We start from the raw sequence: 20,298 nt of genomic DNA, 5'->3' as shown, positions 1-20,298 counted from the left end.
GTACATGAACAAGCGTTTGCTGGCGGGCCTGTTGTTCGCCGTATCGGTAGTGGGTTTCAGCCTGGGGGCCAGCCTGCCGCTGGTTTCGTTGCGCCTGCATGAGGCGGGGGCGAGCACCCTGGAAATCGGCATCCTCTCGGCCATCCCGGCGGCAGGCATGATGCTCTCGGCATTTCTGGTGGATGCCTGCTGCCGCCATCTCACCCGGCGCACCATCTACTTGCTGTGTTTCAGCCTGTGCACGGTCAGCATTGCCTTGCTCGAGCCGGCATTCGGCTCGCTGTGGTTGCTGGCCCTGCTGCGTCTGGGCCTGGGGCTGGGTATGGGTATCGCCATCATCCTTGGTGAGTCGTGGGTCAACGAACTGTGCCCGGAGCACAACCGCGGCAAGATCATGGCCCTGTACGCCACCAGCTTCACTGGCTTCCAGGTACTCGGCCCGGCCATGCTCGCCGTGCTGGGCGCCGACAGCCCATGGATCACTGGCGTAGTGACCGCCTGTTACGGGCTGGCGCTGCTGTGCATCGTGCTGACCGTGCCCAACGACCATGTCGAACACGAAGAAGGCGAAAAGAGCTTCGGCCTGGCCGGGTTCTTTCGGGTGGCACCGTCGTTGTGCATGGCGGTACTGTTCTTCTCGTTCTTCGATGCCGTGGTGCTGTCGCTGTTGCCGGTGTATGCCAGCAGCCATGGTTTTGCCGTGGGCGTAGCGGCGTTGATGGTGACCGTGGTGTTTGCCGGCGACATGTTGTTCCAGCTGCCGCTGGGCTGGCTGGCCGACCGCGTCGAGCGTACCGGCTTGCACCTGGTGTGCGGGCTGGTGGCGATGGCGATCGGCATCGGCCTGCCGTGGCTGCTGAACATGTCCTGGCTGCTGTGGCCCCTGCTGGTGGTACTGGGCGCAGTGGCGGGGGGCATCTATACCCTGGCACTGGTACTGATTGGCCAGCGCTTCAAGGGCCAGGACCTGGTAACCGCCAATGCCAGCGTGGGTTTGCTGTGGGGTGTAGGTAGCCTGGTCGGGCCGCTGGTCAGTGGCGCGGCGATGGGCGTGGCGCCGCATGGCTTGCCGATGGCGCTGGCGCTGATGGCTGGGTTGTTCGTGTGCTTTGCCCGGCAGTCATTCCGCGCTGCGGGGCGCTTGCGAGCGGTAGCGGACTGACAAGCCTGCGCGGCCCTGCGGGGCCACCTAGGCGTCAAGCTGCTCCAATACTTACCCAATACCGGGTGCGGTATTCCACCCGCACCGGCAGGCTATGGCTGAGCAGTTGCAGGATCTCCCCGGTATCGCTCAGCTGGTAGGTGCCAGACACCTTCAGGTTCGCAACTTCGGGCGCACAGCGCAGCAGGCCTGGGCGATAACGCGCCAACTCGGCGACAAATTCCCCAAGCGGCATCTGCTGCACGCTCAACACACCGTCTGTCCATCCCCAGGGGTCGCTATGCAGCGTCACGGCCTGGAAGCTGCCGTTGGCCGACACCTGCAAGGTCTCACCTGGCAGTACCTGCCGGGCCGTGGCTGATGCAGGAAACAGCGTAACTGCACCGCGGCGTACGGCCAGCAGCAGGCCCTGGCTGTTTTCTCGCAGCAGCAGTTGGCCGTCGACAGTGGCCAGCGGACCGACGCGTGTCTCGATCAGAAACGGGCGATTGTCGTTGGGGTTACTCTCCAGGCTCACTTCGCCGTGTACCAGCTCCAGCCGGCGCTGCGCACTGCTGTAGTGCAGGTCGATGGCGCTGGCGGTGTTCAACTGGATACGGCTGCCATCGCTACCTTGCAACTGCCGGCGCTCGCCGGTAGCGGTGCTGCTGTCGGCCAGCAGTTCAGGCAAGCCCAACGGCTCACGCGCAGCCAGGCCCAGGCTGCCGCCCACGGTCAGCAGCGCCAACAGCTTGAGGTGGCTGCGACGGCTGCTTTGTTGTTGCTGGCTGCCGTCCAGGGTGCGCCGGCTCAGGTCCTTGGGCAGGCCGGCCAGTTCGTCACCGAGCATGCTCACGCGGTGCCAGGCCAAGGGGTTGTGCGGGTGGCTGGCCAGCCATTGCTGAAATTGCTGCTGGGTACGCGGGCAGGGCCTGTCGAAGCGCAGCTTCACCAGCCAGTCGATGGCCTGGTCAACCTGCGCCTGCGCAGGTGTGCCATCAGGCGTCGACATAACGCAACCGATAGCAGACGCGCAGGGCGGTGGCGAGGTCGCGCTCGATGGTCGCTCGGGACACTTGCAGATCCTGGGCGATCTGCACAATGCTCAAACCGTCGAGCTGGGCCAGCAGAAAGGCCTGGCGGGCGCGCGGTTTGAGTTGGTGCAAGGCTCGGTCCAGACGTTCCAGTGCGTCCAGGATGACCAGCCGATCTTCCTCGCTGGGCACTTCGGCTTCGGGCAGGTGAGCCAGGCTCTCCTGATAAGCCCGCTCCAGGGCCCGACGGCGGAACTGGTCGATCATCAGGCCACGGGCGATGCTGCTCAGGTAGGCGCGGGGCTCTTTGAGCGGCGACATCTGGCGCGCGCGCAACACGCGCACGAAGGTATCCTGGGCCAGGTCGGCAGCGTGCTCGCTGCAACCCACCCGGCTACGTAGCCAGCCCCGCAGCCAGGCATGGTGGGACTGGTAGAGCAGAGCGACCTCGGCCGGTTTGAGCGTGTCGTTGATCTGCATCGTTGCGAAGACCCGGTCCCATGGAATGTGCGAATGTGAACAGTTCTCAATTCTATGCGGGGATGATGGCGCGGGGCAATGGCATGCCAGGAATTAGCCGAGCAAGATCCGGCGTTTGTCCGATGAACGGCTGCGCTAAGCTGGACCTGCAATCGACCTGATGGAGGTGCCATGATTCTGGCCGACCTTTCCCCTGAGGCTTACCGCGAAGCCAGCGAACACCTGGCGGCACTGGACCCGGACTGGTCGCGGCACATCGCGGCGACCGGGCCTTGTCTGCACCAGGCTACGCCTGGGCGCGAACCGTACGAGGCACTGGTGCGGGCGATTGCCTACCAGCAGCTGCATGCCCGTGCGGCCGAGGCCATCCTCGGGCGGTTGCTGGCGCTGTTCCCGGAGGATGCGTTCCCGCAGCCCGAGCAGTTGTTGGCGGTTGCCCCGCAAACCCTGCGCGCCTGCGGCTTCTCGGCGAGCAAGATGGCGACGATCCAAGGCATTGCCCAAGCCCGGCTGGAAGGGCTGGTCCCTACACGCGAAGCGGCGCTGGCCATGGCCGACGAGGCGTTGATCGAGCGCCTCGTAGGGTTACGCGGGGTAGGGCGGTGGACGGTGGAAATGTTGCTGATCTACAGCCTGGAGCGTTCGGACATTCTGCCGGTGGACGATTTTGGCGTGCGCGAGGGCTATCGTCGGCTCAAAGGCCTGGACAAGGCGCCGACGCCAGCGCAAATGCGCTCGCTGGGCGGCGGCTGGCGGCCTTACCGCACTGTGGCGGCCTGGTACCTGTGGCGGGCCTGAGGTTTCGGCATTGCCTGTAACGGCCCCCCTCCGGGCACAGGCCACAACGATCTGGAAGCTTACCCATGACTGCGTTCACCACCTCCAACCAACGCTGGCAAGCCGTCGAATCCCGCGACGCCGCTGCCACCGGCCACTTCGTCTACGCCGTGCGCACCACCGGCATCTACTGCCAGCCAAACTGCAAGTCGCGCCTGGCCAAACGCAGTAATGTCGAGTTCTTCGACACACCTGCCTGCGCCGAAGCCGCCGGTTATCGCCCCTGTAAACGCTGCTTCGCCCCCGCCAATGCCAGCACCAACCGCCACAGCCAGCTGGTGACCCGTGCCTGCCGCCTGATTGAAACCGGCGACCCCACCCCTAGCCTCGACCAGCTAAGCGCGCAACTGGCCGTCAGCCCGTTCCACCTGCACCGGCTGTTCAAGGCCGAAACCGGCGTTACGCCCAAGGCCTACGCCACTGCCTTTCGCGCCCGGCGCCTGCGCGCGCATCTGGAAGACGGCCAGCGCTCGGTCACCGATGCCATCTACGACGCCGGCTACAACTCCAACAGTCGCTTCTATGCCAGCGCCGACCAACGCCTTGGCATGCGCCCACGGCAGTACCGCGCCGGCGGTGCCGGAGCAACTATTCACTTCGCGTTGGGCCAATGTTCATTGGGCGCGATCCTGGTGGCACAGAGTGATAAAGGCATCTGTGCGATCCTGCTGGGCGATGACCCCGAAACCTTGCTTTACGACTTGCAGGACCAGTTCCCCAAGGCCCGCCTGATTGGCGGTGACAGTGCCTATGAACGGCTGGTCGCCGAGGTGGTCGGCTTCGTCGAAGCCCCGGCGCTGGGCCTGGCCCTGCCGCTGGATGTGCAAGGCACAGCGTTCCAGGAGCGGGTGTGGCAGGCCCTGCGCGAGGTGCCGGTCGGCAGCCGGGTCAGCTATACCGACATCGCCGAGCGTATCGGCGCCCCCAAGGCTGTGCGGGCGGTCGCCATGGCTTGCGCAGCCAATCACATTGCCGTGGCCATCCCCTGTCACCGCGTGGTGCGCCGGGATGGCGACATCAGCGGCTACCGTTGGGGCGTCGAACGCAAGCAGCAGTTGCTGAAGCGAGAAACGGCACTCTCCTGAAGCCCTGAAGCCGCGTAGAATCCACCGCCAAATCGAATTGTGAAGAGGAATATTCGATGAGGCGTGTCAGCCTTGTTCGTTTTTGCCCTGGCCTGATGGCCATGCTGGCCCTGATGCTGGTACTTGCCAGCCCGGCCTGGGCGGCCCCGGCCACCCCTTTGTCCAACCTGGCCAACGCCGAAGCCTCCGCACTGGATGAAAACGCCAGCATCGAAGAGTTGAGCGATCGCCTGGACCAGATTCGCCAGGGCGTTAGCAGCGAAGCCAATGACGACGTGCTGTCGCAGTTACGCCTGTCAGCCATGCAGGTTCAACGCCAGGCGGACGCCCTGAGTGCGCAGCGCACCACCGATGTGGAAAAGCTCGACGACAAGCTCAAGGTGATTGGCCCGGCGCAGCCAGACGAGGCGGCCACCCTGACCCAACAGCGCAAAGCCCTCGAGGCCGAGAAAAAGGCCCTGGTGGCCCAGCAGCAGCAGGCCACCAAGCTGACCCAGTCGGCCCGCGACCTGTCTACGCAGATCGTCAACCTGCGCCGCAGCCAGTTCAACTCGCAGATCACCAGCCGCGCGGCTACGCCACTGAGCCCGGCGTTCTGGCAGAGCATCATCCGCCCCACCCAGGACGACGTGGCGCGCCTGCGTGACCTGCGCGGTGAGGTGGCTGATGCCATCGGCAGTGCCTTCAGCGCCGAACATCGCTGGCTGTTCATGGCCAGCCTGGTAGCTGCCATCCTGGTGTGGACCCTGGTGCGCCTGTGGATAGAACGCCTGCTGGCCAGTGCCATGGTCAGGTGGCTGCCCGAGGGCCGTTTACGCCGCAGTGCCTTGGCACTGGGTGTGAGCCTGGCCACACTGGGCACGATCGCCGGTTCGGTTTCGCTGTTGCGCTGGGGGCTTGAGAGCAGTGCCGAGCTGGGCTCCGATATCGCCAGCCTGGTCAACCATGTGCTCGCGTTGGTGGTGTTCAGCGCCTTCATCACTGGCCTGGGCCGTGCCATGCTGATGTTGCAGCGCCCGTCATGGCGCCTGCCACCCATTCATGACGAAGTGGCCAGCGCGCTGGGCTGGTTCCCTAAAGTGCTCGCGCTGGCGCTCATGGGCATGATGACCATGGAGCGTATCAACAGCGTGATTGGCGCCAGCCTGGCGCTGACCGTGGCCGTCAACGGCCTGACCGCGCTGGTGGTAGCGATGACCTTTGCCGGCGCGCTGCTGCGCTACCGGCGCACACTGCGTACGCATGATCTGGAGCGCCCGACCGGCCTGGCCGGCTTGATCCCGTTCGTGATGGTCATCTGGCTGACGCTGATCCTGCTGGCCCTGGTCACCGGCTACCTGACGCTGGCCTACTTCCTCACGGCCAAGTTGCTGTGGGTCAGCCTTGTGGTCACCTGCGCCTACCTGCTGACCACCTTCCTCGGTGACCTGTGCGAGACCTTGTTGTCACCACGCCTGCCCGGTGGCCTGGCACTGGCCTCTACCCTGGGCCTGGCGCCACGTCACCAGGCCCAGGCCAGCACCATCCTGGCCGGTATCGGCCGTACCGTGGTGCTGTTCCTGGCACTGTTGCTGACGCTGATGCCATCGGGCACCAGCCCGAGCGAGCTGCTGCTGAGCCTGGGCGACTGGGACGGGACCGGCGGCAAGCTGCTCGGCAACCTGAACATCGTGCCGCAGGACATCCTGCTGGCGCTGGGGATTTTCCTCGGTGGCATGTTCGCCATTCGCGTGGTCAAGCGCTGGCTGAGTGAGCGCCTGTTGCCGGAAACCGATATGGATGCTGGCATGCGCGCCTCGCTGGTGACTCTGGTGGGGTACCTGGGCTTCCTGTTCCTGGCCATGCTGGTGATGTCGACCCTGCGTATCAACCTCACCAGCCTGACCTGGGTGGTCAGTGCCCTGTCGGTGGGTATCGGTTTCGGTTTGCAGCAAATCGTGCAGAACTTCATTTCAGGCCTGATCCTGCTGACCGAGCGCCCGGTGAAAGTGGGTGACTGGGTGAGCCTGGCAGGTGTAGAAGGTGATATCCGCCGCATCAACGTGCGCGCCACCGAAATCCAGATGTCCGACCGTTCGACGGTGATCGTGCCCAACTCGCAGTTCATCTCCCAGAACGTGCGCAACGTGACCATGGGCAATGCGCTTGGCGTGGTCGGCATCACCCTGACCCTGCCGCTGGAAACTGACGCTAACCGGGTGCGCGAGCTGCTGCTGGCGGCCTACCACGAACATGAAGCGATTCTGGATGCCCCGGCGACGTCGGTGTCGTTCAAGGACCTGACGGCCAGTGGCATGGTGATTGGCGTGAGTGGTTATGTAGCGGGGCCGCGGCAGGTGTCGGGGACCCGGAGCGACCTGTTGTTCACCATCCTTGGGCGGTTGCGTGACGAGGGCATTCCGCTGTCTTCGCCGCAGAGCATGGTGCTGGTGCAAGAGGGTACGCGCCCCGCTGATGAATCGGCGTAAGGGCCGTCTCGGGGTAAGTTGGATCGCCGCTCTCACAGGACTGTATATAACTCTTCGAGTTAGCAGGGCCCCTGTGGGAGCGGTCTTGCGAAACGACCCGCAAATCAATTTTCAATGCCCTGTGATTTCGCCTACATCTCGCATCAGGACCAGTTCATTGAGCGCCCTGACCATCTGCACGTTATGCACGGTATTGACCAACATTCCGATGCCAGGCTCGCCGGCATTGCCGCAGATGTATTCGTCCAGAGTGTCTTCGATACCGCGCAGCAATTGGGAAGCGTACAGCAGCGCCTCGGGCGAGGGCATGTCGTTGTTGATGGTGTAGAACGTGCGGGGGGAGGTTTTGGCGGGTGGATCAGGGACTACTTTTTTCATGCATTACTCCTAGATCGGTCAGGAGCTGATGCCCATTCCCTCTCACAGGTTTGGGTGGCAGCTGTACGCGGGGTGAGAGACCGGTGATCTAGGAAACCGGCCAGGACGAATCCTGCCCGCGCACAGCTACCGCTGAGGTTGCAGCTAGATCAACACAGGCTCTCACACCCGGTCGCCGAATTTGACGACACAGGGAAATTAGCCCTGATGCTGATAATCAACAACAGAGAAACGGCAGCGCCGTGCGTAGGATAATTCCCAATCAGGTTGTTCTTGAAGCATTTGGTTTTAGGTTGGGATTTTTCTTACGAGGGATTGATTGGGAATGCATGGCTGGAGATTGGGTGAGGGCCACCATGTGTTCGCCATGAGTAGTTCAGCGCCTGTTGGATCGAGCGCCGCCCGCGCGGCGCATCGCGACGCAAGGCCGCTCCCACATCTGTTTCGGGCCAATCACTCCTGTGGTATTGGCGCGCGCCCCCCTTGTTTGTTCCATTCGATAGCGATAGCTGATCATTTGCTCTTCTGCTATCGCCAGCCATGCACCAAGGGTGCGCGCGCCAAAGGAGCAGGAGTAACTGGCCCGAAACCGATGTGGGAGCGGCCTTGCGTCGCGATGCGCCGCGCGGGCGGCGCTCGATTTCACAGGCGCTGAAAATGTTGTGACAGGCACCTGGCGACCATCACCCCAAACACCGCGTCACATGCTTGACCGATTGGTAGGCCGACAACCCCCAAGGCCCCAGCTCACGGCCGATCCCGCTACCCTTGGTACCGCCCCACGACGTCTCGACGAACACCGCCTGCACCGAGTTGATCCACACATGGCCAACCTCCAGCGCATCGGCCACGCGCTCGGCGCGCTCCAGGTCCGCAGTGCACACCGTCGCCACCAGGCCGAAACGGCTGTCGTTGGCTTCGGCGATCGCCTGTTGCTCGGTAGCAAAGCGCCGCGCGCACAGCACCGGGCCGAAGATTTCCTCGGTCCACAAGCGGCTATCCTTCGGCACATCGGCATACAGCGTCGGGCTGACGAACCAGCCGTCGCGGTCCAGTGTCTTGCCACCGGCCAGGCACTGCAAACCTTCTTCACGCGCCGTGGCAAAGTAGCTGGCAACCTTCAACCACTGGGCTTGGCTGGTCAGCGGGCCCATTTCGACCTCTTCGGTCAGCGGGTTGCCCACCCGCAGGTTTTCCAGCGCCGCCTGCAGGCGCTGCAGCAGGGCATCGGCAATGCCGTCCTGCACCAGCAGGCGCGAAGTGGCTGAACACATCTGCCCGGCGTTCCAGCTTATGCCAGCGACAATCCATTCCACAGCCTGGTCGACATCGCAATCATCGAACACCACGATCGCCGACTTGCCGCCCAGCTCCAGCGTTACCGGCCGGCACTGCGCCGACGCACTGCGCATCACCTGGCTGCCTACGCTGTTGCTGCCGGTGAACGACAGTTTGTCCAGGCCGTTGTGGCTGCTCAGCGCGGCACCGGTCTCGGCTTTGCCGTTGACGATATTCAGTACCCCGGCCGGCAGGCCCAAGGTGTCGGCGATCTGGCCGTAGGCCTGCTCGACCAGCGGGGTCACCTCCGAAGGCTTGAGCACCACGGTGCAGCCGGCGGCCAGGGCCGGGGCAAGCTTCCAGGCGCTGGTCACCAGCGGGAAGTTCCACGGCACGATCAGGCCGACCACGCCCACCGGCTCCAGGCGAGTGCGGGCGGTGAAGCCCGGCGCAGCCAGCGGTACGTCACGGTTTTTTGCCGGCAATTGCTCGGCCAGCTCGGCGTAGTAGCCGAAGGTGGCGATGGCGTCGTCCAGGTCAATCTCTGCCTCGTGGCGCGGCTTGCCGTTGTTGCGCATCTGCAGGGTGATCAGCGCTTCGCGGCGCTGACCAAGCTGTTCGGCAAAGCCTCGCAGGTAAGCGGCACGCTCGCTGGCGCCGGTGCTTTTCCAGGCGGGCAGGGCAGTACGGGCGGCGGCCACGGCCTGGTCGACCTGCTCGACGCTGGCAGCCATCAGTTCGGCGAACGGTTGCCCCAGCGCAGGGTCGTTGACGCTGATGCAGTCGCTGCCTTGGCCTTCGACCCAGCGGCCGGCTATGTAGTGGGAAGTGGTCATGGTCGGTTTCCAGTCAGGCCATTTCGGCAGTGGTTACAGGCGTGTGCGCAGTACTTTTGCTGCGCACCCAGCGCGGGCCCTGAGGGCCATACACGCCAGCAGGTTCAGGGAAAAGGTTGAGCAATAGCAGGTACAGCACCCCTGCCAACCCAAGGGTGACCGGTAGGCTCAGGTCGACGCCAGCGGCCAGGTCGCCCAGCGGGCCGACGAACTGCCCCGGCAGGTTGACGAAGCACAGGCCGACCGCCGCGCTGGGGATCCATGCCCCCATGCCGCGCCAGTTCCAGCCGTGCAGGAACCAGTAGTGGCCACCACGCTGGCCGCGGGTGAACACCTGCAGGTCATCGGCGTGGTAGAAGCCGCGGCGTGTGATCAGGCCGAGAATCATGATCACCATCCACGGGCTCGTGCAGGTGATGATCAGCACGGCAAAGGTCGACACGCTTTGCACCAGGTTGAAGGTGAAGCGACCGATGAAGATGAAGCCGATCGCCAGCGCGCCGATCAGCAGCGTGGCGCCTGCGCGGCTGAGCAGGCGCGGGAACACGCTGGACATGTCCAGGCCGGTGCCATACAGGGCGGTGGTGCCAGTGGACATGCCGCCGATCACGGCAATCAGGCACACCGGCAGGAAGAACCAGCCAGGGGCAACGGCCAGCAGGCCGCCGACATAGTTGTTGGTGGCGATGTAGTCCGGTGCCTGGGTGGCCACCAGGGTGGCGGTGCACAGGCCGAACAGGAACGGAATCAGCGTGGCACCCTGGGCCGCAATCACGGCCAGCATGATGCGCGCCTTGGGTGTTTCACGCGGGATATAGCGTGACCAGTCACCCAGAAACGCACCGAACGACACCGGGTTGCTCATGGCCAGGATCGCTGCGCCGACGAACGCTGCCCAGAAGCCGGCCTGGCCGAGGTTGACGCTGCCCGCGTAGCCCGCATCGAACGGCCCGGCAAAGGCAACGATGCCCAGCAGGAACAGTAGGCTCGAAGCCCACACGGCAATCTTGTTGACCCACAGCATGAAGCGGAAGCCGAAGATGCACACCACCAGTACCAGCACTGCGAACAGGCCGTAGGCCAGGCCCAGGGTCAGGTCGGTTTCCGGAAGGCCGGCCAGGCGTTTGGCGCCACCGACCAGGGCGTCACCCGAGCTCCATACCGACAGTGAGAAGAACGCCACAGCGGTGAGTAGCGACAGGAACGAGCCGACGATGCGCCCGTGTACACCAAAGTGCGCGCCCGACGATACAGCATTGTTGGTGCCGTTCAGCGCGCCGAACAGCCCCATCGGTGCAAGGATAAGCGCGCCGATGCCAACGCCGAGCAGAATGGCCCACACACCGGCCTGGAACGACAGCCCGAACAGTACCGGGAAGCTGCCCAGCACGGCTGTGGCAAACGTATTGGCGCCGCCAAAGATCAAACGAAACAGGTCCAGCGGGGAGGCGTCGCGTTGATCGGCGGGGATCTGTTCGACGCCGTTGGTCTCGATACCGGTCGAGTGGCTCATGGTAATGCTCCAGCGCGGTTGTTGTGGGCCGGCGCGTGCGCGGGCCTTCTTGTGGGTGCGATGGCAGGGCGGCAGGGCCGCAATAAAGGTGATCAGGCCGGTGATACGACCGACAGGTGCTCGTGGCAGGCGAGCCACTGGTCCCCGTGGCGACGGAAGACAATGGTCTCGCGCTCGCGCAACTGGTGTTCTTCACCGGCAATGCGGATATGCGTGGCCACATCATGCATGAAGACCGCCACGTCACCCTGCAGGCTCACTTGGGCGTTACCCGATTCGCAGGCCAGCACGGCAAAGCCGTCGGCCTGCCACTGGGCCCAGAGATCTTCGTAGGCACGGCGCGACAGTAGCGGTTGCGGCAAGGTGTGGAAAAGGAAGGTGGCGTCTTCGCTGAAGCAGGCGAAATAGCGGGCGGTATCGTTGCTGGCGAAGGCGGCAACAAGGTCGGCGGCGGCTTGCCGTACCTGAAGTGTCTGGTCCACGGGAGTGGCCTCACGGTTTTTGTGATTGTGGTGAAGCGATTCTGGTGGCGCTTGCCGGGGGGAAAAATCGCTGGCAGCAAATAATCAGTTCAGGAATTTGTGAAGTGACAAGCCTGCCACAGTCCCTGCACCAATCTGCAAGCGAAGCGGCAAACTGGTATTCGTCGACCATACTGAAGCTTCATTCACCTTCAGGAGAGTGTCATGTCGAAGCCGTCCAAGAAGAAGCCCTCCCAGGAGCAATCAGAAAAGTTGGGCGGCAAGGCCTACGAAAAAGCCCTCAAGAGCCTGCATGTAGAGTTGGTGAAGCTGCAGGAGTGGGTGGTGGCCAAGGGCCTGAAGCTATGCATTGTTTTCGAAGGCCGTGATGGCGCCGGCAAGGGCGGCACCATCAAGGCTATTACCGAACGCGTCAGCCCGCGGGTATTTCGGGTGGTGGCGCTGCCCGCGCCGACCGAGCGGGAGAAGACGCAAATGTACCTGCAGCGTTACCTGGGCCATCTGCCAGCGGCAGGTGAAGTGGTGATCTTCGATCGCAGTTGGTACAACCGTGCGGGCGTTGAGCGGGTGATGGGCTTCTGCTCCGGCGAGCAAGCGGACAAGTTTCTGGCCGGTGTCCCTGGGTTCGAGAGGGTGATGGTCGACTCGGGGATCATCCTCATCAAGTACTGGCTTGAAGTCAGCGCCGAAGAGCAGACCCGGCGCCTGCAGGATCGCATCAACGACGGCCGCAAGCTGTGGAAGCTATCGCCGATGGACCTCAAGTCGTATACCCGCTGGGATGACTACACCAAGGCGCGGGACGACATGTTCCAGGCGTCGGATACCGCATGGGCACCGTGGTTCGTGGCCCATTCCAACGACAAACGTCGCGCCCGGCTGAATATCATCAGCCATCTGCTCAGCCGCATTCCCTATCAGGACATAACCCGCGACCAGCTGGTGAAGCTGCCCAAACGCGGCAAGATCGGCAAGTACAAGGCTGTCGCCTACCCGTTCAAGGTCGTCGAAGAACGCTTCTGAACCCCTCCCTCCCGGGAGCTGCGAAGGTACGAGCTCATGCCACATGACGGCAGCCTGCTGCAGGCGACGGTGGTATTTCTTCTGGCTGTGGTGCTTCTGGTGCCGCTGGCGCAGCGTCTGAAAATGGGCGCAGTGCCGGGATACCTCTTGGCGGGAATCTTGATTGGCCCGTCGGTGCTTGGGCTGTTGGGCAACCCGGACAACGTGGCGCGGCTGTCGGAAATGGGCGTGGTCATGCTGTTGTTCGTGATTGGCCTGGAGCTTTCCCCGCGGCGCCTGTGGACCATGCGCCGGGCGCTATTTGGCGTCGGCAGTTTGCAAGTGGGGCTGACCGCAGTGCTGCTTGGGCTACTGGCATTCTGGCTGTTCGATCAGTCGAAACCTGCCGCTATCGTGCTGGGCCTGGGCCTGGCGCTGTCGTCCACCGCCTTTGGCTTGCAGGTACTGGCCGAGCGCAAGGACCTGGGTAAACCTCATGGCCGCCTGGCCGTGGCCATCCTGCTGTTCCAGGACATTGCCGCCATTCCCTTGATTGCCGTGGTGCCGTTGCTCGGTGGCGATGTCAGCACTGCCGACGAAGGGGCCTGGCCGTTGCTGGCCGTGGCTGTCGGTATCGGCCTGCTGATCGTTTTCGGCCGCTATCTGCTGACCCCGGTATTCAAGTGGACGGTGGGGTCGGGCCTGCCTGAGCTGTCGACCGCCACGGCATTGCTGGTGGTGCTAGGCACCGCCTGGTTGATGGAGCATGTGGGCGTGTCGATGGCGCTGGGGGCGTTTCTGGCCGGTGTGCTGATGGCCGAGTCGCCTTTTCGCCACGAGCTGGAAACCCAGATCGAGCCGATCAAGGGCTTGCTACTGGGGCTGTTTTTCGTAGGTGTAGGCATGAGCGCCGACCTGCGTCTGCTTTTTGGCATGCCGCTGATAGTGCTAGGCCTGACCGTGCTGCTGGTGGCGATCAAGCTGCCCTTGCTGTATGGGCTGGGGCGCACGCTGGGCGAGCTCAACAAGGCCCAGGCGCTTTGCCTGGGTGTGGTGCTGGCCTCGGGGGGCGAGTTCGCCTTTGTGGTGTTCAAGCTGGCGCTGGCGCACCAAGTGCTCACACAACAGGTACACGACCTGCTGGTGCTGGCCATCACCTTGTCGATGGCGGTGGTGCCCTTGGTCATGATGGCCCTGGCGCGGCAGCTGCGCGATGAGAGCCCTGTGCAGGCATCCCCTGAAACGGGCCAGTGAATTGCGCCTAGCTGGCGCATTGAGTAACGGGAGGTGAATCATGCAGTCGAGTTTCAAACTGGACAGCGCCCTGTCGCGGGGCTTGCTCGATGTGCTCATCAAGGCCGGTCTGGTGGCAGCCTTGGTGATCTTCGCCTTTCAGGTGTTTCAGCCGTTCCTGGAGCTGATGCTGTGGGCGGTGATCCTGGCGGTTACGTTGTACCCCTTGCATTGCCGTATCCAGCGCCGCACCGGGCTCAAGCAAGGCTATGCGGCGACGCTGGTAGTGCTATTGGTACTGGTGGTGCTGCTGGTGCCTGTCTACCTGGTGATGATGTCCATCGCCGAATCGGTGGACAGCCTGGTGACGCTACTCAAGACCGGCGCCTGGAGTGTGCCGGTCCCGCCTGATTCCGTGGCGACCTGGCCACTGATCGGGCCGAAGGTGCATGCGCTGTGGTTGGCGGCCTCCGAAAACATGGCCAGTGTGCTGAACCAATGGCTGCCCCAGATCAAGGGGGCCGGGCTGACGGTGCTGGGCGCTGCGGCCAGCGCCGGTGGGGCCTTCCTGCTGTTCATCGGCGCGATCCTCATTTCCGGGGTCATCATGGCCTTCGGTGAACGAGGTGAAATCGCTGCGCAGCGTATCGCCATGCGGGTTTCAGGCGCAGAGCGCGGTAAACCCTTGGCCACGCTGTGTACGGCTACCATTCGCGCGGTGGCACAAGGGGTGATCGGCATTGCCTTCATCCAGATGCTGCTGATCGGTGTTGGTTTTATCGTCAAAGGGGTTCCCGGTGCCGGGATGCTGGCCATCGTCATCCTCATGCTGGGCATTGCACAGGCCCCGGCGACGCTGGTGACCTTGCCGGTGATCATTTATGTGTTCAACGCCGAAGGCTTCACGGTGGCGACCATCATTTTTGCCGTCTACACCTTTGTCGCCGGCCTTGCCGACAACGTGCTCAAGCCGCTGCTGCTGGGGCGCGGGGTCGATGTACCAATGCCGGTGGTACTGATCGGGGCGCTGGGCGGCATGGTGGTCAAAGGCATCATCGGTTTATTCATTGGCCCGGTAATCCTCGGCGTGACCTATGTGTTGTTCTGGCAATGGGTTGCGCTGCAGGTGCCGGAGCAACCAGCACCCCCTGCTGCCTGAGCCATGCCCAACTGTTGCCATGGCCTGGTGTTACTGATGCTACTGGCTGGTTGCACCCAGGTCGGCCCCGATTTCGAAACGCCCCAGGCGCCGTGGCTGGACGGCTGGAGCACACCTTTGCTGGAGCAGGCAGGGCGTAGCGCCGCCACCCCTGACATGCGCGCGTGGTGGGGGATGTTTGCCGACCCGATGCTGGACGCGCTAATTGCCGAGGCCGACGCCAACAACACCAACCTGCGCGTGGCGGGCCTGCGTATCGCGGAGGCTCGCGCCCAGTTGGCGATCGTGCAGACCGGGCGTTATCCACAGTTGCAGCAACTGAGTGCGCAGAGCCTGTATCTGAAGCAGGACCAGTCAGGTACCTCCACCGCCCGTGATTCGGTGTTCTGGCAATCCAGCGTCGGTTTCGACATCGGCTGGGAAATCGATTTCTGGGGCCGCTTCAGTCGCGCCATCGAAAGTGCCGACGCCGTCTACTTTGCCTCCCAGGCCAATTACGCCGACGCCATGGTGCTGCTGCGTGCGCAGGTGGCCGACACTTACTTTGCTCTGCGTACCGCCGAAGCTCGGCTGGCTATCGCCCAAGAGAACGCCAAGCGCCAGGCGCGTAGCCTGGAGATCACCGAGCGGTTGTTCCGCCACGGTGAAAATGACGAACTCGACTGGCAGCAGGCGCGTACTCAATACCTGGCGACCCAGGCCACCATTCCCGAGTTCGAGAACCAGCTCAATGCCCTGCGCAATGTGCTGTGTTCGCTGCTCGGCCGCCCGCCTGGGCCGCTGCCGCAGCTGGCGGCCGGCCATGGCCAACTGCCCTTGCCAGATCGGGCAGTGTTGCAGGATGTACCGGCCAGCCTGCTGCAGCGCCGCCCGGACATCCGTGCCGCCGAGCAGGCAGTGGCGGCGCAGTCGGCGCTGGTCGGGGTGGCCGAGGCCGATCTTTATCCACAGCTGAGCTTGCTTGGCAGTATCGGCTGGACCTTTCTATCGGCCAATCATCTGCCCAACACCTTCGACCTGGCGGCTGGCCCAAGCCTGATCTGGAACCCGTTCGACTATGGCCGGCGCAAGAACACCGTACGCGTGGAAGATGCCCGCTTGCAGCAACTTATCGAGTTGTACCAGCAGGGCGTGCGCGAAGCCGCCCGTGAGGCCGACGATGCTGCCAGCGGGCTGGTGCGCTCGCTGCAGAGTGCAGCCATTCGCGACCAGGCCTCCCAGGCTGCGCAACGCTCGCTGAACCTGGCCAGTTCGCAGTACCGCGAAGGCTTCGCCGATTTCCAGCGCGTGCTCGATGCTCAGCAACTGCTGTTGCAGCAACAGGACGGTTACCTGGTCAGCCGTGGCAACGCGGTCAGCAGCCTGGTGACTTTGTACAAGGCCCTGGGGGGTGGTTGGGACGCCAGCCGCGCGCCGATCGACCCGGCCACCCGCCAGCAAATGCAGCAACGCACCGACTGGGGCGAGTTGCTCGACGAGCCAGCCCCCACCGCGCATGCACAAGGTGAAACCGAATGAGCGACGCCACGCCAACGCCGCCCCCGTCAGCCCCGGATCGCGGCATGCGCTGGGTGCTGCTGCTGATTGCGGTCAGCCTGCTCTGGTACTTGCTGGCTGACCGCTATACCCCGTATACCCAGCAAGCTCGCCTGCAGGCTTACGTGGTCCCGGTGGCCGCCGAAGTGGCCGGGCAGGTCAAGCGTGTGGCCGTAGGCAACAACCAGGAGGTGCGCCAGGGCGATGTGCTGTTCGAACTCGATCAGGAGCAGTACCGCATTGCCTTGGCCCGTGCCGAAGCCGACCTCGATACCGTGCGCCGGCAAATCGGCGCCAGTACCGCCGGCATCGATTCGGCGCAGGCAGCGCTGGTGGCCGCCCAGGCCAACGAACGCAAGGCGCGCCAGGACGCCGAGCGCCTCAAACGGCTGATTGACGAGGACCCCGGTACGGTGTCGGTGCGCCGCCTGGAAGGCGCCCAGGCCACCCGCGACCAGGCTATCAGCCAAGTGGCGGCAGCCCGTGCCGAGGTGGAGCGCGCCCGTGAGCAGCAGGGCGGGGCACAGGAAGACAACGCCCAGCTGCGCAGTGCTGCGGCCAATGTGGAAAAGGCCCGCCTGGACCTTGCCCGTACCGTGGTGCGTGCCGACGCGAACGGGTTGATCACCGACCTGCGCACAGACGTTGGCCACTATGTCGGGGCGGGCAGCCCCATGATGACCCTGATCAGTATCCATGATGTGTGGATAAGTGCCGACATGACCGAGAACAACCTCGGTCGCTTGCGCCCTGAAACCCCGGTGCTGGTGGTGCTCGATGCGCTGCCGGGCACCGTGTTGAAAGGGCGTATACGCAGCATTGGCTATGGCGTGAGCGTGGGCCAGAGCACGCCGCCGGGTACGCTGCCGACCGTGCAGAATAGCCGCGAGTGGCTGCGTTCGGCGCAGCGCTTCCCAGTGATTGTGGAGCTGGAGCGCGACCAGCTTCAGGACAAGACCATGCTGCGGGTCGGTGGTCAGGCCGAGGTCATGGCCCTGCCCAGCGAAGGCAACCCACTGAACCTGCTGGGCCGGTTGTTCATGTGGCTGATGAGCTGGCTGTCGTATGCCTATTGAATGGCGCCGCCAGCGGGCACTGCGCCTGGCCTGGGGCGTATCGCTGTGCCTGGCCGTGAGCTTTGGTATCGGCTTGCCGGTGCCGATCCTTGGGCCGGTGTTTGCGGTGCTGTTGCTGGCCATGCGCAGCCAGCCATTACCCCTGCGTGCGGCACCGGCCCTGGCGCTACTGGTGCTGCTCGCTTGCGGCAGCGGGTTGCTGCTGATTCCGCTGTTGCGCCATGCGCCGTTGGCCGGGGTGTTACTGGTCGGGGTGGGTGTTTTCCTGACCTTGCGCTATGCACTGAAGGGCGGCAACGGCCTGCTGGCCAACCTGCTGGTGATCGGTCTGACCATGATCGCCGCTGCCGGCACCAGTGACTTCACCCTGGCATTGTCGGTGGTCGAAGCGCTGGCCAAAGGCATGCTGCTGGCAGTGCTGGGCACGTCGGTGGCGCATACGTTGTTCCCCGAACCTGCCAATGCGCCAGCACCGCCGGTGCCGCCGCTGCTGAGCAGCGAGCATGTCAGCTGGGTAGCGCTGCGTGCCACGCTGATCGTGATGCCGGCCTTTCTGCTGGCGCTGATCGCCCCGGACCAGTACATGCCGCTGATCATGAAAGCAGTCAGCGTAGGGCAGCAGGCCGGCGAAACCCGTGCGCGGCACGCCAGCCGGGAGCTGATCGGCTCAACCTTGCTTGCTGGCGTGTTGGCGATACTGCTGTGGGGGGCGTTGAGCCTGTTCGTGCACCTGTGGATGTTCTTCCTGTGGGTGCTGCTGTTCGCCCTTTGGCAGGCGCGGCGGCTGTACCAGGCCGTGCCGAATCGGCAGAGCCCGGCGTACTGGGTCAGTTGCCTGACGACCATGTTGATCTTGCTGGGGCAGTCGGTGCAGGACAGTGCAGGTGGGCAGGATGTGTACAAGGCGTTCGCGGTGCGTATGGCGCTGTTTCTGGCGGTGTCGGTGTACGCCAGCGCCATGTTGATCTGGATTGACCGGCTTCGGAATCGGCGCGGGCTTCTTCGCGGTTAAGCTCGCTCCCCTGGAAGTTCAGGGCTGCCAATCAACCCCGCTCTCTTCCAGGTAGGCATCCACCGCTGCGCCCACCGTTGGATGAAAGGCCTTCTCCCCCATATGCTCGAACAACTCGAACTGCCGCATCTTGTCCTTCACCGGGTCCTTCATTTCGGCGAACTGCAACTCCACCCCCCGCGCCTCCAGTGCCCGGTCCAGTTCGGCCAGCATGTCCGCCGAAGTGATATCGATGCTGGTCACCGGCTCAGCGGCAATGACCACCCGCTGTACCGGCGTTGGCGACGCGTCTACCGCCGCCATCACTGTGTTCTGGAACTGCTCGGCGTTGGCAAAGAACAACGGCGCGTCCCAGCGCAGCAGCACCAGCCCTGGAATACGCCGGGCCTGTGGATAACGCTGCATGTCATGGTAACCGCGCAGCCCATCCGCCCGGCCAAGCACCGCGTGGTGCGGCCGCCAGCCGTCCCACAGGAACTCGATCACCGACACCACCACGGCAATGCAGATACCGGGAATGGCGCCGAACACTGCCACGCCGACAAAGCAGGTGAACGACAGCCAGAACTCCCACTGCTGCATGCGGAAGATACGCTTGAGGTCGGCAAACTCGAACAGCCCCAGTGCAGCGGCAATCACCACCGCAGCCAAAGCGCTGTTGGGCAGGTGCTGCATGAGATTGGGCGCTACCAGCAGCAACAGGGTTACCGCCAGCGCGCCGATGATGCCGGTGAGCTGGGTCTGCGAGCCGGCGGCTTCGGCCACTGGGGTGCGCGATGAACTGCTGCTGATCGGAATGCCCTGGAACAGCCCCGAGGCCAGGTTGGCCACGCCCAGGCCGAACATTTCCTGGTTGGGGTTCACCGGCATCTTGAGGCGCGCGGCATAGGAGCGTGACAGCACACTGGTGTCGGCGAACGACACCAGCGCCACTGCAATCCCGCCCAGTAGCACCTCGACCAGGTCAATGTCGCTGACCCAGGGGAAGACGAAGCCGGGCAGGCCCTGGGGCAATTGCCCGAGTACCTTGACGCCCATCTGATCGAGGTTGAACACGCTCACTGCCAGCGTCGCCAGTACCACGGCGATCAGGATGCCCGGCAGGCGCTTGAACGGTTTGAGCAGCAGAATCAGCGCCAGGCTACCGGCACCCACGACAAAGCTTGGCCAGTGCCCTTGGCCGGCGTATAGCGCCTGGCCCAAGGACCAAAGGTCGCGCAAGGGCCCTTCGCTGTCGACTTTGATGCCGAACAGCTTGGGCAACTGGCTGATCAATACGGTCAGGGCGATGCCGTTCATGTATCCATAGCGGATGGGCTTGGACAGCAACTCGGTGATAAAACCCAGGCGCAGCAGCCCGGCAATCACACAGAACGCCCCGGCGACCAAGGCCATCATGCTGGCGATGGCGATCGCCCGCTGCGGGTCGCTGGCCGCGTATTGCACCACCACCGCCAGGATCGGCGCGGCCAGCGCCGAGTCCGGGCCCAGCACCAGGATACGGCTGGGACCGAACAGGGCATAGGCCAACAGGGGGATGATGGTGGCGTATAGGCCATAGATGCCGGGGACGCCGGAAGCCTCGGCGTAGGCGATGCCCACAGGCACCAGCATGGTGGTGAGCACCAGGCCGGCGGCGATGTCCTTGGGTAGCCAGGCTGCCTTGTAGTGGAGCAGGGTGACCAGGCCGGGTAACCAGCGTTGCCAGTCGAAACGAGTGGGGTGGGGCATGGTGTCGGCTCGGGGCG

17 protein-coding genes are annotated in these 20,298 nt (G+C 64.0%); 10 read left to right on the top strand and 7 right to left on the bottom strand.

Annotated elements, in window-relative coordinates:
• Window positions 1-4 precede the first annotated feature (4 nt).
• The gene (locus OO258_RS01865) at window positions 5-1,162 is read left to right on the top strand and encodes an MFS transporter (RefSeq protein ID WP_266028661.1); all 1,158 of its coding nucleotides are present in this window, start codon (window positions 5-7) and stop codon (window positions 1,160-1,162) included.
• A gap of 34 nt (window positions 1,163-1,196) precedes the next feature.
• Here the strand turns inward: OO258_RS01865 and OO258_RS01860 are convergent, their stop codons facing one another.
• Both OO258_RS01860 and OO258_RS01855 read right to left on the bottom strand, forming a co-directional pair.
• Window positions 1,197-2,153, bottom strand: a complete 957-nt coding sequence (locus OO258_RS01860; RefSeq protein ID WP_266028660.1) for a FecR domain-containing protein — start codon at window positions 2,151-2,153, stop codon at window positions 1,197-1,199.
• Complete coding sequence (locus OO258_RS01855) at window positions 2,140-2,655, bottom strand: sigma-70 family RNA polymerase sigma factor (RefSeq protein ID WP_266028659.1); 516 nt, start codon at window positions 2,653-2,655, stop codon at window positions 2,140-2,142. The genes OO258_RS01860 and OO258_RS01855 overlap by 14 nt, the downstream gene beginning before the upstream one ends.
• Window positions 2,656-2,826: 171 nt before the next feature.
• On the opposite strand from OO258_RS01855, the gene OO258_RS01850 reads away from it, so the two are divergent.
• The 3 genes from OO258_RS01850 to OO258_RS01840 all read left to right on the top strand — a co-directional run bounded on the left by OO258_RS01850 (window position 2,827) and on the right by OO258_RS01840 (window position 7,045).
• On the top strand, window positions 2,827-3,453 hold the full coding sequence (locus OO258_RS01850) for a DNA-3-methyladenine glycosylase family protein (RefSeq protein WP_266028658.1): 627 nt from the start codon (window positions 2,827-2,829) through the stop codon (window positions 3,451-3,453).
• Between the two features lie 65 nt (window positions 3,454-3,518).
• Complete coding sequence (ada, locus tag OO258_RS01845) at window positions 3,519-4,577, top strand: bifunctional DNA-binding transcriptional regulator/O6-methylguanine-DNA methyltransferase Ada (RefSeq protein WP_266028656.1); 1,059 nt, start codon at window positions 3,519-3,521, stop codon at window positions 4,575-4,577.
• Between the two features lie 56 nt (window positions 4,578-4,633).
• A complete protein-coding gene (locus OO258_RS01840; RefSeq protein ID WP_266028654.1) occupies window positions 4,634-7,045 on the top strand; it encodes a DUF3772 domain-containing protein in 2,412 nt (803 codons plus the stop codon).
• A gap of 111 nt (window positions 7,046-7,156) precedes the next feature.
• On the opposite strand, the gene OO258_RS01835 is transcribed toward OO258_RS01840, so the two are convergent.
• From OO258_RS01835 to OO258_RS01820, 4 genes are all read right to left on the bottom strand, one after another.
• Window positions 7,157-7,423, bottom strand: coding sequence for a hypothetical protein (locus OO258_RS01835; RefSeq protein ID WP_266028653.1), 267 nt, complete (start codon window positions 7,421-7,423; stop codon window positions 7,157-7,159).
• A 683-nt stretch (window positions 7,424-8,106) separates the two neighbouring features.
• On the bottom strand, window positions 8,107-9,537 hold the full coding sequence (locus OO258_RS01830) for an aldehyde dehydrogenase family protein (RefSeq protein ID WP_266028652.1): 1,431 nt from the start codon (window positions 9,535-9,537) through the stop codon (window positions 8,107-8,109).
• 13 nt (window positions 9,538-9,550) lie between these two features.
• The gene (locus OO258_RS01825) at window positions 9,551-11,050 is read right to left on the bottom strand and encodes a purine-cytosine permease family protein (RefSeq protein WP_110745471.1); all 1,500 of its coding nucleotides are present in this window, start codon (window positions 11,048-11,050) and stop codon (window positions 9,551-9,553) included.
• Window positions 11,051-11,142: 92 nt separating this feature from the next.
• Entirely contained in the window at window positions 11,143-11,532 is a 390-nt protein-coding gene (locus OO258_RS01820) for a YybH family protein (RefSeq protein ID WP_266028651.1), read from the bottom strand.
• Window positions 11,533-11,736: 204 nt separating this feature from the next.
• Between OO258_RS01820 and ppk2 the strand changes: the two genes are divergently transcribed.
• The 6 genes from ppk2 to OO258_RS01790 are packed head-to-tail and all read left to right on the top strand — an operon-like array spanning window position 11,737 to window position 18,550.
• Complete coding sequence (gene ppk2, locus OO258_RS01815; RefSeq protein WP_266028649.1) at window positions 11,737-12,555, top strand: polyphosphate kinase 2; 819 nt, start codon at window positions 11,737-11,739, stop codon at window positions 12,553-12,555.
• 36 nt (window positions 12,556-12,591) lie between these two features.
• Window positions 12,592-13,788 carry a monovalent cation:proton antiporter-2 (CPA2) family protein gene (locus OO258_RS01810; protein ID WP_266028648.1) on the top strand — a complete coding sequence of 399 codons (1,197 nt, stop codon included), beginning with the start codon at window positions 12,592-12,594 and terminating at the stop codon, window positions 13,786-13,788.
• A 40-nt stretch (window positions 13,789-13,828) separates the two neighbouring features.
• Window positions 13,829-14,926 (top strand): AI-2E family transporter, encoded by a 1,098-nt coding sequence (locus OO258_RS01805; protein WP_266028646.1) that lies wholly within the window; start codon window positions 13,829-13,831, stop codon window positions 14,924-14,926.
• A gap of 3 nt (window positions 14,927-14,929) precedes the next feature.
• Window positions 14,930-16,444 carry an efflux transporter outer membrane subunit gene (locus OO258_RS01800; RefSeq protein WP_266028645.1) on the top strand — a complete coding sequence of 505 codons (1,515 nt, stop codon included), beginning with the start codon at window positions 14,930-14,932 and terminating at the stop codon, window positions 16,442-16,444.
• Complete coding sequence (locus tag OO258_RS01795; RefSeq protein WP_266028644.1) at window positions 16,441-17,538, top strand: HlyD family secretion protein; 1,098 nt, start codon at window positions 16,441-16,443, stop codon at window positions 17,536-17,538. The genes OO258_RS01800 and OO258_RS01795 overlap by 4 nt, the downstream gene beginning before the upstream one ends.
• On the top strand, window positions 17,528-18,550 hold the full coding sequence (locus OO258_RS01790; protein ID WP_266028642.1) for a DUF2955 domain-containing protein: 1,023 nt from the start codon (window positions 17,528-17,530) through the stop codon (window positions 18,548-18,550). The genes OO258_RS01795 and OO258_RS01790 overlap by 11 nt, the downstream gene beginning before the upstream one ends.
• Window positions 18,551-18,568: 18 nt before the next feature.
• Here OO258_RS01790 and OO258_RS01785 read toward each other — a convergent pair whose 3' ends face one another.
• Complete coding sequence (locus tag OO258_RS01785; protein ID WP_266028641.1) at window positions 18,569-20,281, bottom strand: SulP family inorganic anion transporter; 1,713 nt, start codon at window positions 20,279-20,281, stop codon at window positions 18,569-18,571.
• Window positions 20,282-20,298 lie beyond the last annotated feature (17 nt).

It is taken from the genome of Pseudomonas sp. DCB_BI (assembly GCF_026240995.1).
Classification (GTDB): Bacteria; Pseudomonadota; Gammaproteobacteria; order Pseudomonadales; family Pseudomonadaceae; genus Aquipseudomonas.
Note: the sequence above shows the minus strand (reverse complement) of the source record. Positions and strands in the feature narration are given on the sequence as shown.

Coding starts and splice junctions, on each gene's coding strand:
- OO258_RS01865 (WP_266028661.1), top strand. CDS start 5: ATGAACAAGCGTTTGCTGGCGGGCCTGTTGTTCGCCGTATCGGTAGTG.
- OO258_RS01860 (WP_266028660.1), bottom strand. CDS start 2,153: ATGTCGACGCCTGATGGCACACCTGCGCAGGCGCAGGTTGACCAGGCC.
- OO258_RS01855 (WP_266028659.1), bottom strand. CDS start 2,655: ATGCAGATCAACGACACGCTCAAACCGGCCGAGGTCGCTCTGCTCTAC.
- OO258_RS01850 (WP_266028658.1), top strand. CDS start 2,827: ATGATTCTGGCCGACCTTTCCCCTGAGGCTTACCGCGAAGCCAGCGAA.
- ada (WP_266028656.1), top strand. CDS start 3,519: ATGACTGCGTTCACCACCTCCAACCAACGCTGGCAAGCCGTCGAATCC.
- OO258_RS01840 (WP_266028654.1), top strand. CDS start 4,634: ATGAGGCGTGTCAGCCTTGTTCGTTTTTGCCCTGGCCTGATGGCCATG.
- OO258_RS01835 (WP_266028653.1), bottom strand. CDS start 7,423: ATGAAAAAAGTAGTCCCTGATCCACCCGCCAAAACCTCCCCCCGCACG.
- OO258_RS01830 (WP_266028652.1), bottom strand. CDS start 9,537: ATGACCACTTCCCACTACATAGCCGGCCGCTGGGTCGAAGGCCAAGGC.
- OO258_RS01825 (WP_110745471.1), bottom strand. CDS start 11,050: ATGAGCCACTCGACCGGTATCGAGACCAACGGCGTCGAACAGATCCCC.
- ppk2 (WP_266028649.1), top strand. CDS start 11,737: ATGTCGAAGCCGTCCAAGAAGAAGCCCTCCCAGGAGCAATCAGAAAAG.
- OO258_RS01810 (WP_266028648.1), top strand. CDS start 12,592: ATGCCACATGACGGCAGCCTGCTGCAGGCGACGGTGGTATTTCTTCTG.
- OO258_RS01805 (WP_266028646.1), top strand. CDS start 13,829: ATGCAGTCGAGTTTCAAACTGGACAGCGCCCTGTCGCGGGGCTTGCTC.
- OO258_RS01800 (WP_266028645.1), top strand. CDS start 14,930: ATGCCCAACTGTTGCCATGGCCTGGTGTTACTGATGCTACTGGCTGGT.
- OO258_RS01795 (WP_266028644.1), top strand. CDS start 16,441: ATGAGCGACGCCACGCCAACGCCGCCCCCGTCAGCCCCGGATCGCGGC.
- OO258_RS01790 (WP_266028642.1), top strand. CDS start 17,528: ATGCCTATTGAATGGCGCCGCCAGCGGGCACTGCGCCTGGCCTGGGGC.
- OO258_RS01785 (WP_266028641.1), bottom strand. CDS start 20,281: ATGCCCCACCCCACTCGTTTCGACTGGCAACGCTGGTTACCCGGCCTG.